Raw genomic sequence first — 14843 nt, forward strand, 5'->3', positions numbered from 1 at the left:
GAGATCGCACCGCTGACGGATCCCGAGCGAACAAGGTTAAGTACTACTCGCTCAGGATCTCGGCCAGCGAGCTGGTGATCCCTCTGGCATGGGTGGCTATTGGGCGACGCGACGCGTCGGGAACAACTGCCAGCCGGTGCGGGACTGGATGAGCCCCCAGATACCTCCGGGCATGACCAGCGGCACGAGAAAGGCCGTCAGCCCCTGGAAGATCAGGAACAGATCCCCGGCATCGCGGAACAGTTCGCGCAGCCCGAAATAGATGACGACGCCAATAATCGGCCCCTCGATGGTGCCCAATCCGCCCACGATGACGATGAACAGCACGCGAATCTTCCAGTCGATATCAAAGGCACCGCTCGGGTCCACATAGAGCACCGACAGATAATAGATGGCGCCGGCCGCGGCGCAGATCGAGGCCGATATGGGAAAGGCCGCGAGCTGGTTTCGGGCCACCGCAATGCCAACACTGGCGGCGCCCGCTTCATTGTCGCGGATGGCCATGAGGGCCAGTCGGGTCCGGCTGCGCAGCAGCGCAAAGACGCCGAAAATCGTGAGAGTCGCGAGAGCCAGGGCAAGATAGAAAACCATGTCGGCAAAGCTGGTTGGATCAATACTGGCCGGATTGAGCACGATGCCGCGCGAGGAGCCGAGCCATTCCCACTGGCCAAACAGCAGGCGCAGGCTGTCGGCCAGCACCCAGGTGCCAATGGAGAAATAGGGCCCCCTGAGCTTGCGCAGCAAAGCCCACATGGCAAGGCCAACCACCAGCGCCACGAGCGCCGCCGCCAGGATCGCCCAGGCAGGCGAGAGGCCGGTCGTGTTCACCGTCATGAACAGAACATATGCGCCCAGGCCGACAAAGGCGTGGTGGCCAAAGGACAATAGACCCGTATAGCCGCAGAGCAGGTTCCAACCCTGTGCCATGGCCAGCAACAGGAGCACCTCCATGGCCAGGCGCAGGTCAATCGGCAGCAGGATCAAGGCATCGGCTATGGCGGCGAGGCCGAGCGCTGGAAAAGTGAGGCTGGATCGCAGGAAGGAACTCATTTGCGCCCCCAGGCGAGCAAGGAACCGAGGTTGTGCTGGCATCCACCTATAGAGGCCGGCTGGACGAGCGCTTCAGCAAGCCCCAGACTATCCATGACCGCATCGAGGACCTGTTGGCCTTCATCTGGGGCGAGATTGAACGCGCGCCAGGTGAGCAACTGGTGCTTCAGGAAATGACGCTCTACGTGCTGCGGGTGCCGCAGGCTGCCCATCTGGCGGCCGAGAAGGAGCGCGAGATCAGGCAGCTCTACGCCGAATGCCTCTCACGTTCCAGCGATGTATCGGAGGCAGATGCCTCGCGCATCACAGAACTGTCAAACTTCATCTATGCCTGCTTCGTCGGCATCCTCAACCAGTGGCTGGCCACTCGCGACACGCCACTCTTGCTGACGACGACGCGGCAACTCGTTGACGCTGCCCGGGGCATGTGGACCGAGGGTTGAACCCTCAAGACGCCTAATCTTCTGCAAGTCGGTAGCCGACACCGGCTTCATTGGTGATCAAGCCAGCGCCTTCTGTGCCGAGCTTGGCTCGCAGCTGGCCGACCAACACGCGTAGATATTGAGCATCGTCCCTGTGCGCTGGACCCCAGAGCCGCTGCAGAGCGGTCGCATGGGTGACGACGCGGCCGACATTGTCAGCCAGCAGGCAAAGGAGGTCGTATTCCTTTGGTGTAAGGTGAACGAGCTTGTCGTTGCTGGTGACAAGGCGACGGTCCCTGTCCAGCGCAATTGGTCCGAAGTGCTGCAGGGGAGCGATCACTGGCGCGGCCTCCGTCTGCCTCAGTGCCACCCGGATGCGGGCCAGGAGTTCGCCAATGCCGAACGGCTTTTCCATATAGTCATTGGCGCCTGCATCGAGGGCGGCAATTTTCTCGACTTCCTGTTCTCGGGCCGACAGCACGATGATCGGTACGGTGGAAAAGGCACGCACGGTTTCGATGACCTCCTTGCCGTCGCCGTCGGGCAGACCGAGGTCGAGGACGATCAGGGCGGGCGCTCGGGTGGCCGCAAGCCGCTTGGCCATGGCGGCGGTGTCGGCGGTTTCGACTTCGAACTCGGAGGCTTCGAGGGCCGGGCGCAAGAAGCGCTGGATCTGCGGCTCGTCATCGACCACCAGAATGCGCGGCTTCACGGGCGGCCCTCCAACTGCGGCAGGCGGACAATGAAGCGCGTACCGCGGCGGCGCATGGCCGGGCTTTCCGCCCTGATGGTGCCGCCCATGGCGAGGATCAATCCACGCGCGATTGCAAGGCCGAGGCCGGTGCCCGCGGGACGACCGTCGCTCTTGCCTCGCCGGTAGAACTTCTCAAAGATCCGATCAAGGTCCTGTTCAGGAATGCCCTTGCCCTGATCGGTCACGGTAATCCTCACGGCGTTGTCCTCTCTACGCGCAAAGATGCTCACCGGCGCGTCGGCGGCATATTTTGCAGCATTGTCGAGAAGATTGAACAGCACCTGTTCGAGCAGTGCCGGGTCTGCCTCTGCGTGCGGTGTCGGTTCTGCGACGCTGATATCGACGTTGAGCCTTGGATGGAGTCGCATTGCGCGGCCGACGGCAGCCTTGATCGTCACGCCCAGGTCTGTTGGCACGCATTTTGCGCGCAACATGCCGGATTCGATGCGGGTAATCTCGAAAAGATTGGTGACGAAGCGGTTGAGGCGGCCAGCTTCTTCTTCGATTGAAGCGAGAAGATCGTCGCGGGTTTCCGCAGACATGCGATCGCCCAACTGGCGCAGGCTGCTTGCTGCACCGGTAATGCTGGCCAGCGGCGTGCGCAGATCATGCGAAAGCGAAGAGAGGAGTGCAGCCTGTACCTTTTGCCCCTCGCGGGCGACAGAGGCCTGGTTGCTCTCGCGTGTCAGGCGCGCCCGATCCAGGGCAATGGCCGATTGCTCGAGCAAGGCCGCAATTGTCCTTTGATCCTGGTCTGTAGGCAGACCATCCCCGTGATTGAGACGGACCCCGACAACCCCAAGCACGCGCTGGCCAGATCGAACTGGGGAGAAGAGATAAGGCACTAGCGGGAGTGTGGCAGTCTGGAAACCGGCCTGTTCCCTTTTGTCGGCCGCCCAGCGCGCCGCAGTCAGAGCGGTTGTGTCCAGATCCTGATCGGGCGGCCAGAGAGCTCCCAGTTCCAGCTCTCCGGCATCATCAGGAACCAGCACTGCGATTGGGCGAGCAAGCGCCCCGCTGAACTGGCTGGCCATGGTGTCGATCACCTGGTCGCGCCCAAAGGCGCCCGAAAGCTTGCGGGCAAAGTCGAGCAAGGCTTGGGCCTGGTGCGCCTGTTGACGGGAGCGGTCCATGCTCAGTCGCAGGCGCGCCGCCAATTGTCCGGCGGCCAGGGCCACGGCTACGAAAATAGCCAGAGAGAGCAGCTCTTCGGGCCGGGCAACGGTCAGTCGCCCGGTCGGCTCGATGAAGACGATATTATAGGCGACAAAGGAAAACATCGCCGCCAAGAGGGCCGAAAATCTGCCCGCCAGCACAGCCGAGAGCAGAACCGCGGCGAGAAACAGCATGGAGAGATTTTGTAGCGCCACCAAGGCTGACAACCCCAGGCCCAGTGCCGTAGTGGCGCCGACCGAGGCAATGGGCACCCCAATGGTCAGCGCCCATTGCGGCAAGGTTCGGCGTAAAAGCGGACGGCGTCGCGGGCGCTCCGTTGTTCCCGATACGACATGCACTCCGATGTCGCCGACCTGGTGCAACAGGGCATCGGCGAGCGATCTGCGCCACAGCGTCGTGCGGTCGCTGCGACCGACGACGATCTGCGTGATATTCTCGCGCCGCGCCAGGCGCAGGATTGCGGCGACGAAGTCGGACGCAGTTTCGCGACGGATTTCGGCGCCGAAGCGCTCGGCCTGGCGCAAAGTCTGTTCAAGCCGCTCATGGGTTTCTGCAGAGGGCGTCAGACCATGGGGACGGGCCAGGGAAAGGACGATCCAGCGGGCATTGAGCCCGGACGCCAGGCGGCTGGCCTCGCGGATAACCTTTTCCGACATTCCATCAGGTCCGGCACAGACCAGGAGCCGCTCGCCCGTGGCCCACGGCCCCTCAATGGCGCTTTGCTTGAGGAAATCGACCATCTGGTCGTCGACGCGGTCCGCGGCGCGACGCAGGCTGAGTTCGCGGAGCGCCGTCAGGGTTGCGGGCCTGAAGAAGCCTTCAAGGGCGCGGCCGACATTGTCGGGGAGATAGATCTTGCCCGCCCTGAGCCGCTCAATGAGCTCGGCAGGCGGCAGATCTACCAGCACCACTTCATCGGCCTTCTTGAGCACAATGTCGGGTACCGTTTCGCGCACCGGCGTCCCGGCTATGCGGCTCACCAGATCGGAGAGGCTCTCGAGATGCTGGATGTTGAGTGCCGTCCAGACGTCGATGCCCGTATCGATCAGCTCGGCAATGTCCTGATATCGCTTGGGATGGCGCGCCGAAGGTGGATTGCTGTGTGCAAGCTCGTCAACGAGCAACAGTTGCGGGTGGCGCTGGAGCGCAGCGTCGAGATCGAATTCGCCATAGGGTGCGGCGCCCTCGATCCGGGCCAGGGTGTCGAGGCCTTCCGCCAGGGCCGAGGTTTCGCTGCGGCCATGGGTCTCGACGAGGCCGATGACGACATCTGTGCCCCCCGCTGCCAGGGCTTTGGCACGCTCGAGCATGGCATAGGTCTTGCCCACGCCTGGCGCCATGCCCAGAAAAATCGTGAGCTTGCCGCGCTTTTCGCGCGCAGCAAGCTGTAAAAGGGCGGCTGGATCAGGCCTTCGGTGATCGTCCTGGCGGTTCATCCTACCTCGCCGGTTGCGCCAATGCGTCGAGCGCCAAATTGAGCGCGAGAACATTGACGCGAGGTTCGCCGAATATACCAAGTGTCGGCATTTGCGTCATGTCGGTGACGAGCCGGGTGATCGTGGCTTTATCGACCCCGCGCGCCCCGGCAACACGCTCGATCTGAGAGCGGGCATTTTCGGGCGAGATATCGGGATCAAGCCCGGAAGCCGAAGTGGTAACGGCATCTGCCGGTACCGCGCGCCTGCCATCTGCCGCCTCGGCAATGCGCTCCACCAAGCGGGTATCGGTTGCGCCATAGTTCGAGCCGCCCGAAGCTGAGGCATTGTAAGGCGCGCCGCCGGCTGCCGAGGGGCGCGGCCAGAAATAGCCGGCGCTGGTGAAATTTTGGCCAATCAGGGCCGAACCGACGATGACGCCACCCCGCTCGATCCGACTGCCATTGGCCTGGGCCGGAAACATCGCTTGGCCAACCCCGGTCATGGCCAGTGGGTAGGCGATGCCGGTGAGAAGAGAGAAGGCCAGGGTCAGCACGATGGTCGGACGGATTTGGCTGAGCATTTCTGCCTCCTAGATGATGCCGATGGCAGTGATGGCCATGTCGACCAGCTTTATGCCGATAAAGGGTGTGACAAGGCCGCCGAGGCCGTAGATCAGGAGATTGCGCGACAACAGTGCCGCAGCGCCCACCGGTCGGTATTTGACGCCGCGCAGGGCAAGCGGGATCAGGGCAACGATGATCAAGGCGTTGAAAATCACGGCGGAGAGGATCGCCGACTGGGGCGAGGCCAGGCCCATAATGTTGAGCGCGCCAAGACCGGGATAGGTTGCGACGAACAGGGCCGGGATGATGGCAAAGTATTTTGCCACGTCATTGGCCATCGAAAACGTGGTGAGCGCTCCGCGGGTCATGAGGATCTGCTTGCCGATCTCAACGATTTCGATGAGCTTGGTGGGACTGCTGTCGAGGTCGACCATGTTGCCGGCTTCGCGCGCCGCCTGGGTGCCGGACTGCATGGCAACGCCGACATCGGCCTGGGCGAGCGCGGGGGCATCGTTGGTGCCGTCGCCGCACATGGCGACAAGCCGGCCGCCGGTCTGCTCCTTGCGGATATAGTCCAGTTTTTGTTCCGGCGTGGCTTCGGCGATGAAGTCGTCGACGCCGGCTTCGGAGGCAATGGCGGCGGCGGTGACAGGATTGTCGCCGGTGATCATGACCGTGCGGATGCCCATGGCGCGCAGGTCCGCAAAACGCTCCTTGATGCCGGGTTTCACCACGTCCTTGAGATGGATAACGCCCAGCAGCCTGTCAGCGTCGGCCACGGCCAGAGGCGTGCCGCCGGTGCGGGCGATAGCATCCACGGCCTTGTTGAATGCGGCGCCGGCCCCCGATCGATCGAGACCGACGAAGCGCAGCACGGCATCCACGGCGCCTTTGCGGATGCGCCGGCTGCCGACATCGACGCCCGAGAGACGCGTCTGCGCGGAGAAAGCAATGAAGGTGGTCGCGATGGCCGCATGCGCCGGTGCTATGGCGTGATAGTCGTCGCGGGCAAGTGCCACGATGGAGCGGCCTTCGGCGGTTTCGTCGGCAAGGCTGGCGAGCAGCACGGCCTCGACCAGCTCGCGCTCGGTCACGCCGTCCACCGGCACGAATGCGGAAGCCATGCGATTGCCGAATGTGATGGTGCCGGTCTTGTCGAGCAGCAGGGTGTCAACATCGCCAGCGGCTTCTACGGCCCGCCCGGAGGTAGCGATGACGTTGAAGCGGATCAGCCGATCCCTGCCGGCAATGCCGATGGCCGAGAGCAAGCCGCCTATGGTGGTGGGGATCAGCGTCACCAGCAGCGCCGCCAGCACAGCCACCGAAAGCTCGGTGCCCGAATAGAGCGCCAGCCCGTAGAGGGTGACGACAGCAATGAGGAAGATCAGCGTCAGGCCCGAAAGCAGGATCGAAAGAGCGATCTCGTTGGGTGTCTTCTGCCGCTGGGCGCCTTCGATCAGGCCGATCATCCGATCGACAAAGCTTTCCCCGGGGCGAGTGGTGATGCGCACCTTGAGCCAGTCGGAAATAACCTGCGTGCCGCCGGTCACGGCGGAGCGGTCGCCACCGGCTTCCCGGACCACAGGCGCGGACTCGCCGGTAACGGCGCTCTCATTGACCGAGGCCACGCCTTCCACGATCTCCCCGTCGCCGGGGATGATGTCATTGGCTTCGACAATGACGATATCGCCGATCTTGAGGGCCGCAGCCGGAATGACCTCGCTGGCGTGGTCACCGCGCCTGTCGGGGAAGAGCAGCTTCTTGGCGATGAGATCGGTCTTGGAGCGGCGAAGGCTCTCCGCCTGGGCTTTGCCGCGCCCTTCAGCAACGGCTTCGGCGAAGGTCGCGAACAGCACGGTGAACCAGAGCCAGAGCGCGATCTGCAGCGAGAAAGCAATGCCGGTGCCGGTCAGAGCATCCTGGATCGCGATGGCAGTGACCACCACAGCGACGATTTCGGTGACGAAAATCACCGGATTGCGGATCAATTGGCGCGGATCAAGTTTGATGATCGCGTCCTTGAGCGCCGGGACCAGAATAGCCGGGTTGAAGATGGATATGGCAGCGTTGGACATGTGGAAGGTCCTTAAAAGCTCTGGCCGGCGAGCATGGAGAAATGCTCCGCGATGGGCCCGAGAGCCAGGGCTGGGAAGAACTGCAACCCGCCCATTATGAGGATGATGCCGATCAGCAGACCGACAAATAGCGGCCTGTCGGTCGGAAAGCTGCCGGAGGAGGCTTCGGCACGTGGCTTGGAGGCGAGCGAACCCGCAATGGCGAGGACCGGCACGATGTAAGCGAAGCGCCCGAGCAGCATGGCGATCCCCAGGGTCGTATTGTACCAGGGTGTATTGCCGCTGAGCCCGCCAAAGGCCGAGCCATTGTTGCCGGCGGCCGAGGTGAAGGCATAGAGAATTTCGCTCAATCCATGCGGCCCCGGCGTGGTGATGGAACTGATGCCGAATTCGGCGACGGCGGACACCGCAGTGAAGCCCAGGATCGTCAGCGGCAGGATGAGAACAGCCAGCATGGCCAGCTTCATCTCGCGCGCTTCGATCTTCTTGCCGAGGAATTCGGGCGTACGGCCAACCATGAGGCCGGCGACGAACACTGCAAGAATGGCAAAGACGATCATGCCATACAGCCCCGAACCGATACCGCCGGGCAAGACCTCGCCCAACTGAATCAGGAACATCGGCACGAGACCACCGAGAGGGGTCAGCGAGGAATGCATCGCATTGACGCCGCCATTGGAAAGGCCGGTGGTGACCGCGGTGTAGAGCGCGGACATGGCCTGACCGAAGCGAACCTCCTTCCCCTCCATATTGCCCGGGAGCGCATCGACACCTATGGCGTGCAGCATTGGATTGCCGGCGGTTTCGGCCCAGTAGACCACGCCCGCACCAGCTGTCAGCAGCACCAGAGTGACCGCAATCAGCGCCCAACCTTGACGTCGGCTGCCGACGAGTTGGCCGAAGGTGTAGACCAGGGCCAGGGACACCGAGAGCATGGCGATGATGTTGAGATAGTTCGAGAAGGCGCTGGGATTTTCAAATGGGTGTGCCGCGTTGACGTTGAAGAAACCGCCGCCATTGGTGCCCAGCTGCTTGATGGCTTCCTGGCTCGCGACCGGCCCGGTGGCGATGGTCTGCTGCGCGCCTTCGAGCGTGGTGGCGACGACGTTGGCGTCCAGGCTCTGCGGCAAGCCCAGGGCGATAAAGGCCAAGGTGACGAGGATCGCGAGCGGCAGCAGGACGTAAAGCGTGGCCCGGGTCATATCGACCCAGAAATTGCCAAGCTCGGAAACCTTGGAGCGCATAAAGGCGCGGGTGACGGCGATAGCCACCGCCATGCCCGTCGCGGCCGACAGGAAATTTTGAACCGTCAGACCCGCCATCTGGCTGAATTGGCTGAGGGTGGTTTCACCACCATAGTTCTGCCAATTGGTATTGGTGACGAAACTGACCGCCGTGTTGAAAGCGAGGTCGGGCGCCATGGGCCCAAAACCCAGGGGATTGAACGGCAAAACATGCTGCATGCGCAGCATGGCATAGAGTGCAATGAAGCCGGCGAGGCTGAACAGCAGCACCGACACGGCATAGGCAAGCCAGCCCTGTTCTTTGTCTGCGCGAACGCCGGCAAGGGCATAAAAACCGGCCTCGACCGGGCAGAGCACCGGCGAGAGCCAGACAGGTTCGCCAGCGAATACGCGCGCCATGTACAGGCCGAGCGGCTTGGCGAGCAGCAGGACTGCTATCAGCACGAGGGCGATCTGCAGCCATCCGGAAATGGTCATGATTGCCGCTCGCTAAAACAGCTCGGGACGCAGCAGCGTCACCAGCAGGAAGACGGCGAGGCCAAGGGCAACAAGGAATGCCACCAGCAGCATGGTGACCTCACAGCCGATCGAGCGCGAAAGCATAGGCGGCCAGCGCCGCCAGCGTCCCTGCGCCAACAAAAATGAACAACAGATCGAGCATGGCAGATGCCTCCAGTTTGGAGCCCTGCGATGCACCCTCACGCCATCAAGTTTCCATTCGAAATGGGCGTATTCGGCATAAGGATTTCATAAAGCTGGCGCGTCCAGCTGGTGTTGAATGCACGCTGGAAGACTATTCGAACCAGCCTTGACCGACCAGTCTCAGGCGAGGCGTGTGCAGTGGCGCAACGATTGTCTCGACATGATCGGGCAGCGCTGTTTTCCAGGCCTCGCCCTGCAGCATCGCGCAACCGATGACCACCGGCTTTATGCCCGCGCGTTCGAGCAGGTTTAGCGCCGAGGTGATGGATTGGCCCGAACTGATGACATCGTCGATGAGCGCGACACGTCGGTGTTCGAGTAGTGGCAGCATGCGCGGATCGAGAAACAACGTCTTGCCGCCCCCTGGCGTGGTGATGGACTTGAGCGGCACGGAGAGGTCGTCGCGATACCAGAACTTGCGCGATGTCCCGAGCGGCACGATACGCGAATGGCCAAGGCGCCGGGCCACATTGGCCGCCAGCGGCAGCCCAAGTGTCGGTACGCCGACGATGATGTCAGGGACAAAGGGCGCGACCAACTCTGTCAGCGCCGAGGCCAGAGCGTCTTCGACCGCAAAGCTCGCCTGGGTGATGATAAGCGAGGCGACTGCGCTTTGGCCGTCACCGGGCAGCACCCTGATCGGCAGGACGAGCTGGCTGCCGTCCGGCAGCACCGCCGGATAGAAACCGGAATGGCCCGTCGCAGGGCCCCTGTCATGGGTGCCCGGCGCAAGCAAGATCTGCCAGAATTCGTGAGGCTGGTATGTCACGCTGGTCCTTGATCGAAGGGCGCATCGCTGCAAAAGACTGTACGTCTATGACAAGGGGCGCGCGCCGATGCAATGGGGTGACAACGATCCGTTCGAACTGGAAGCCATGGTGGCGCTGCGGCGTGATTTGCATGCCCATCCAGAACTGGGTTTTGAAGAGGTGCGAACCAGCGCTATCGTCGCCGACAAACTGGCGGAGGCCGGCATTGATGTGCATCGTGGCCTGGGCGGCACCGGTATTGTCGGTACGCTGAAAATCGGGGAGGGCACCCGTCGCATCGCCCTGCGCGCAGACATGGACGCGCTGGCCATGCCCGAGCTCGCCGAACGTCCCTATCGCTCGGAAACAGCCAATACCATGCATGCCTGCGGCCATGACGGCCACACCGTGATGCTGCTGGCTGCGGCGCGGCATCTGGCACGTAGCCGCAACTTTTCCGGCACCGTCCACTTCATTTTCCAGCCCGCCGAAGAGGGGCGCGGGGGTGCCAAGGCGATGATCGAGGACGGATTTTTCGATCTCTTTCCGGTCGACGCCGTTTACGGCCTCCACAACATGCCGGGCCTCGCGGTCGATGAAATGGCGGTAGTCGCCGGGCCGCAATTGGCATCGTCCGATAGCTGGACCGTTACCTTTTCCGGTACCGGCACCCATGGAGCCAAGCCGCATCTGGGACGCGATGCCGTCACCGCCGCGGGGCATTTCCTTGCAGCATTGCACACTATCGTGGCGCGGGTCGTCGATCCGCTGCAACCGGCCGTGGTCAGCGCCTGCGCCCTGCAAGCTGGGGACTTCAAGGCACTCAACGTCATTCCCGACCAGGTGCGTATCGGCGGCACGGCGCGCGCCTATTCTCCCATCGTCCGAGACCAGCTCGAAGCCGAAATCGGCGTAATTGCGCAGGGCGTCGCGGCAACCTTCGGCATAGCGGCGCACTACGTATTCGAGCGTCGCATCCCTCCTGTCGTCAATGCGGCCGATGCCACTATGCACGCGCTCCGCGCCGCCAAGGCCGTTTCCGGGAGGCCGGTGGTCGAGAATTTTCCGCCTTCGACCGCTGGCGATGATTTCGCCGAATTCTCTGCGCGTGTGCCGGGAGCCTATGTCTGGCTGGGTAACGGTCCGGCCGTCGACGGCGCGCTCCATCACAATTCGCGCTATGATTTCAACGACGACGCCATCCTGACGGGCGCCCGGTTCTGGACAGCGCTGGTGGAGCAGGAACTGCGCCAATAGCGCTACGGGCGCGAGACAAAGCCGGTTTGCAGCAGCGCCAGCGCCCGTTCCGTATCGACGGTCATGGCAACTTTTGCCGGCCGTCCATGCGCGTCGATGCGAACGGCGCCGGGGTCGACGACGAGATCGACAGCCAGCCGCATCGGTTCCGTCCCGAAAATCTCAGGCGCCAGAGCGTAAAGCATGACGCATGGATCGTGCAGCGGTCGGCTTTCGCGGCCATCATGGAAGTAGGCGCGCAGCAAATGCTCGGCGACAGCACCATGCGGACTGCGGCCCAGGCTTTCGATGTAAGAGGCGTCCACCCGCACCTTGCGCGTGACGTCGAGCGGAATGACCGTCAGGTCGAAGCCCGCGTCGAGGACTACTTGCAGGGCTTCCGGGTCCGAGGCGAAGTTGAATTCCGAATGCGGGCCGACATTGCCCTTTTCGTGGATGGCACCGCCCATGGCGATGATCCGCCCGATCCGGGCGGCAACATCAGGATGCTTCTCGATCAGCGCGGCAAGGTTGGTCAAAGGTCCAAGCGCCAGAATGGCAATGCTGCCCAAGGGGTAATCCTTCAACGTTGCCGCCATCCAGGCAACGGCGTCGGGCAGTGGTGCCTCTTCGGCCTGTGGCAGAACTACGCCGCCCAGGCCGTCACTGCCGTGAATTGCTTCCTCGTTGATCCCTGGACGCCGGAGCGGCTGCGCTGCGCCCCGCGCCACCGGTAGTTTGGCGTTCATCAAGCGAACAAGGCTGGCCGCATTGGCTGTCGTCCGCTCGATCCCGATATTGCCGGCAACGCTGGTCAGCCCCAGCACGTCGAATTGACCGCATCCGAGCGCGAAAAGGATGGCGATGGCGTCATCCAGCCCCGGGTCGGTGTCAATAATGACGCGTCTAATCATAGAACGGTTCCAGGATCATTTCGGGCACTTGAACAAGCCCTTGTCGGTAATAGGCAGTTCCGCAATCACGGCAAGCGGCATCAGGTTGAAGCCAGCCACTCCAGGCTCTGGTCGACTTGGGCATCTGCAAAAGCCAGAGCGGCGTCGAGATCGGTCATGGTACAAGACTATCCAGCCGCGCCATTTCCCCTTTGAACTGGCGGGCAATCTGGTTGGCATCGGACATGATCCGGGCTGGCTCGAGGGTCTGAACCTGACGGTTGCGCATCAGCCAGCGACCGGCCACCATCGTGTGGGTGACGTCCGTGGGCATGGCGGCAAAAACGAGGGCGGAATACGGATCGTACATGGGCTGCATGCGCGAGGACTTGGTGCTGACGCGGATAAGGTCGGCCTGCTTGCCTGGTTCGAGCGAGCCCGTTTTGAGATTGAGGCTCAGCGCTCTTGCGCCCTCGATGGTGGCCATTTGGATCACCTCCACAGCCGGTAGCGGCCTACGCGAACCGGCTAGCAGCTTGGCAAACATCGAGACGGGAGCAAACTGGCTGAACAGGTCGAGCGTATTGCCGCTCATCGCCCCGTCACTGCCAATGCCGCGGGGGAGGCCCGCATTGCGCAGCTTTTCGACCGGAGAAATGCCGCGTCCCGCCTTGCCATTGGAACGCGGATTGGTGACGACGCAGACCTGTTCGACCGACATCATCAGGATGTCATCATCATCCAACTGCAGGCAATGGGCGCAGATGAGATTGGGTTTCAAGAGCCCGGATTCCTGCGTGACGGCCACGCTGGACTTGCCATGGGTTTCCTGCGCCCATTTTACTTCCAGGGTCGACTCCGCCAGGTGAATCTGGACCGGCACGTTGGGGTGTGCATCGGACCATTCGGCGATCCGCGCCATGGTCTTGAGCCCGGTGGAATAGGGCGCATGCGGGGCGATGGATGGCGTGACCAGCGGATGACCGGCAAAGCGATCCACGAGGTCCTCGACCCGGGCAAAGCCTTCGTCGAAATCCCGATGATCGGGCGGACTGAAATCGGCCAGCGTCTGCCCGACAATGGCGCGCAATCCGGCCTCGGCGCAGACATCGCCCACTTCGGTTTCGAAATAGTACATGTCGGCGACGGTGGTGACGCCGCCCTGGATCATTTCGAGCGCCGACAGTGCTGAGCCGGCCCGGACCATTTCGGGCGACACGAAGGTGCGCTCGAGCGGGAGGATATAGCGATAGAGCCGGTCGTCGACATCTTCGCCCAGCCCCCGAAATAGCGACATGGCCATGTGGCAATGGGCATTGACCATGCCCGGCATGACGATATCGTCATCGCAATCGAGAATTTCGGCCCCGGCAATATCAGGGGCAGGCCCGCCGCCCAATGCGGTGATGACCGAGCCATCCACCTGCACCCATCCGCGCTCATGAACGGTGAGATCATCGTCCATGGTGACGACGAGGGCGTTGGTAAAAAGGATTGTCATTCCACCGCCAGAACGGTGCATTGCTCTGGCACCGGCACCAATTTGGCTGCACTGCCGGGCTCAAGCATACGGGTGAGCGGGCCATTGGCGATCAGCGCGCCAGCGGTCGTGTCACACTGATACTGATACGCGCGGCCAAGATAGGTGCGCAGGCCCAATATCGCGGGGATACCTTCCACGGCCATATTGTCTGTCACCGCCAGACCATCGGCGCGGCAGGCCAGAATGAAATTATCCGGGATGGTGCCGAAATGCTCGAGGCCCAGCGTCAGACGGACGCCGCCTGCAGCTTCCGCCGTCACCTTGGCGCCGTCGCGCTCGACGACCTTCATAGTGATGAGGTTTTCAAATCCCACGAAGCGGGCGACGAAGGCATTGGCTGGGCGCTGATACAGGATTTCTGGCGTATCGAGCTGCATGATGCGCCCCGCATGCATGATGGCGACGCGATCCGAGATGGAGAACGCTTCTTCCTGGTCATGCGTGACATAGACCGATGTCGTGCCATTGGCGCGCTGCAGCTGGCGGATTTCCACCCGCATATCGATGCGCAGCTTGGCGTCGAGATTGGATAGCGGCTCATCGAACATCAGGAGTGGCGGCTCGATGACCAGCGCACGGGCCAAAGCGACACGCTGTTTCTGTCCGCCCGACAGGGCAGCCGGCAATCTGTCGGCCAGATGAGCGAGCCCGACGCGCTCGAGCATGGCAGTGATGCGCTTGGTCTTGGCTTCGCCCGAAATTCCGCGCTGCTTGAGCCCGAAGCCAACATTGTCGGCCACCGACAAATGGGGAAAGAGCGCATAGTTTTGAAACACCAGGCCGATGTCGCGCTGGTGTGCAGGCAGTCGTGTCAGGTCCTTGCCGCCCAGGGTGATGCTGCCAGAGCTGGGTTGCAGGAAGCCCGCGACGAGGCGGAGCGTCGTGGTCTTGCCGCAGCCCGAGGCGCCGAGCAGGGACACGAGTTCACCCTCGCCGATATCGAGTGAAAGGTCTTCGAGCACCTTGGTCTGCCCGTAATGGGCGGTGATATTGCGGATGGAAAGCGGCTTGGTCACGG

The 14843-nt window shown here is 62.6% G+C and carries 13 protein-coding genes; 2 read left to right on the top strand and 11 right to left on the bottom strand.

Going from position 1 to position 14843, the window contains the following annotated elements:
• Positions 1 to 96: 96 nt before the first annotated feature.
• On the bottom strand, positions 97 to 1050 hold the full coding sequence (locus BGO80_RS11850; protein WP_164550199.1) for a branched-chain amino acid ABC transporter permease: 954 nt from the start codon (positions 1048 to 1050) through the stop codon (positions 97 to 99).
• A 32-nt stretch (positions 1051 to 1082) separates the two neighbouring features.
• Between BGO80_RS11850 and BGO80_RS11855 the strand changes: the two genes are divergently transcribed.
• Positions 1083 to 1493 (top strand): hypothetical protein, encoded by a 411-nt coding sequence (locus BGO80_RS11855; RefSeq protein ID WP_126148826.1) that lies wholly within the window; start codon positions 1083 to 1085, stop codon positions 1491 to 1493.
• 13 nt (positions 1494 to 1506) lie between these two features.
• On the opposite strand, the gene BGO80_RS11860 is transcribed toward BGO80_RS11855, so the two are convergent.
• From BGO80_RS11860 to BGO80_RS11890, 7 genes are all read right to left on the bottom strand, one after another.
• Positions 1507 to 2184: a response regulator gene (locus BGO80_RS11860; RefSeq protein ID WP_126148827.1), complete on the bottom strand. Its 678-nt coding sequence runs from the start codon at positions 2182 to 2184 to the stop codon at positions 1507 to 1509.
• Positions 2181 to 4892, bottom strand: coding sequence for an ATP-binding protein (locus BGO80_RS11865; protein WP_502686558.1), 2712 nt, complete (start codon positions 4890 to 4892; stop codon positions 2181 to 2183). The genes BGO80_RS11860 and BGO80_RS11865 overlap by 4 nt, the downstream gene beginning before the upstream one ends.
• Positions 4840 to 5400: a potassium-transporting ATPase subunit KdpC gene (gene kdpC, locus BGO80_RS11870; protein WP_286721635.1), complete on the bottom strand. Its 561-nt coding sequence runs from the start codon at positions 5398 to 5400 to the stop codon at positions 4840 to 4842. The genes BGO80_RS11865 and kdpC overlap by 53 nt, the downstream gene beginning before the upstream one ends.
• Before the next feature lie 9 nt (positions 5401 to 5409).
• Entirely contained in the window at positions 5410 to 7458 is a 2049-nt protein-coding gene (gene kdpB / locus BGO80_RS11875; RefSeq protein WP_286721636.1) for a potassium-transporting ATPase subunit KdpB, read from the bottom strand.
• Positions 7459 to 7469: 11 nt separating this feature from the next.
• Positions 7470 to 9179 carry a potassium-transporting ATPase subunit KdpA gene (gene kdpA, locus BGO80_RS11880; protein ID WP_286721637.1) on the bottom strand — a complete coding sequence of 570 codons (1710 nt, stop codon included), beginning with the start codon at positions 9177 to 9179 and terminating at the stop codon, positions 7470 to 7472.
• A 12-nt stretch (positions 9180 to 9191) separates the two neighbouring features.
• Entirely contained in the window at positions 9192 to 9305 is a 114-nt protein-coding gene (locus BGO80_RS11885) for a potassium-transporting ATPase subunit F (protein ID WP_126148832.1), read from the bottom strand.
• A gap of 190 nt (positions 9306 to 9495) precedes the next feature.
• Positions 9496 to 10173 carry a phosphoribosyltransferase gene (locus tag BGO80_RS11890; RefSeq protein ID WP_286721638.1) on the bottom strand — a complete coding sequence of 226 codons (678 nt, stop codon included), beginning with the start codon at positions 10171 to 10173 and terminating at the stop codon, positions 9496 to 9498.
• A 67-nt stretch (positions 10174 to 10240) separates the two neighbouring features.
• Here BGO80_RS11890 and BGO80_RS11895 point away from each other — a divergent pair, with 67 nt between their 5' ends.
• The gene (locus tag BGO80_RS11895; RefSeq protein ID WP_286721639.1) at positions 10241 to 11410 is read left to right on the top strand and encodes a M20 aminoacylase family protein; all 1170 of its coding nucleotides are present in this window, start codon (positions 10241 to 10243) and stop codon (positions 11408 to 11410) included.
• 2 nt (positions 11411 to 11412) lie between these two features.
• On the opposite strand, the gene BGO80_RS11900 is transcribed toward BGO80_RS11895, so the two are convergent.
• From BGO80_RS11900 to BGO80_RS11910, 3 genes are all read right to left on the bottom strand, one after another.
• Positions 11413 to 12303 (bottom strand): nucleoside hydrolase, encoded by an 891-nt coding sequence (locus BGO80_RS11900; RefSeq protein WP_286721640.1) that lies wholly within the window; start codon positions 12301 to 12303, stop codon positions 11413 to 11415.
• 154 nt (positions 12304 to 12457) lie between these two features.
• The gene (locus tag BGO80_RS11905; RefSeq protein WP_286721641.1) at positions 12458 to 13783 is read right to left on the bottom strand and encodes an amidohydrolase family protein; all 1326 of its coding nucleotides are present in this window, start codon (positions 13781 to 13783) and stop codon (positions 12458 to 12460) included.
• Entirely contained in the window at positions 13780 to 14841 is a 1062-nt protein-coding gene (locus tag BGO80_RS11910) for an ABC transporter ATP-binding protein (protein WP_126148837.1), read from the bottom strand. Before BGO80_RS11910 ends, BGO80_RS11905 begins: the two co-directional genes overlap by 4 nt.
• Positions 14842 to 14843 lie beyond the last annotated feature (2 nt).

The organism is Devosia sp. 63-57, assembly GCF_001899045.1.
Taxonomy (GTDB): domain Bacteria; phylum Pseudomonadota; class Alphaproteobacteria; order Rhizobiales; family Devosiaceae; genus Devosia; species Devosia equisanguinis.

What these genes read in the sequence shown, in the direction of transcription:
- BGO80_RS11850 (WP_164550199.1), bottom strand. Translation starts at nt 1,050, where the DNA reads ATGAGTTCCTTCCTGCGATCCAGCCTCACTTTTCCAGCGCTCGGCCTC.
- BGO80_RS11865 (WP_502686558.1), bottom strand. Translation starts at nt 4,892, where the DNA reads ATGTTCTCGCGCTCAATTTGGCGCTCGACGCATTGGCGCAACCGGCGA.
- kdpC (WP_286721635.1), bottom strand. Translation starts at nt 5,400, where the DNA reads ATGCTCAGCCAAATCCGTCCGACCATCGTGCTGACCCTGGCCTTCTCT.
- kdpB (WP_286721636.1), bottom strand. Translation starts at nt 7,458, where the DNA reads ATGTCCAACGCTGCCATATCCATCTTCAACCCGGCTATTCTGGTCCCG.
- kdpA (WP_286721637.1), bottom strand. Translation starts at nt 9,179, where the DNA reads ATGACCATTTCCGGATGGCTGCAGATCGCCCTCGTGCTGATAGCAGTC.
- BGO80_RS11885 (WP_126148832.1), bottom strand. Translation starts at nt 9,305, where the DNA reads ATGCTTTCGCGCTCGATCGGCTGTGAGGTCACCATGCTGCTGGTGGCA.
- BGO80_RS11895 (WP_286721639.1), top strand. Translation starts at nt 10,241, where the DNA reads ATGCAATGGGGTGACAACGATCCGTTCGAACTGGAAGCCATGGTGGCG.
- BGO80_RS11900 (WP_286721640.1), bottom strand. Translation starts at nt 12,303, where the DNA reads ATGATTAGACGCGTCATTATTGACACCGACCCGGGGCTGGATGACGCC.
- BGO80_RS11905 (WP_286721641.1), bottom strand. Translation starts at nt 13,783, where the DNA reads ATGACAATCCTTTTTACCAACGCCCTCGTCGTCACCATGGACGATGAT.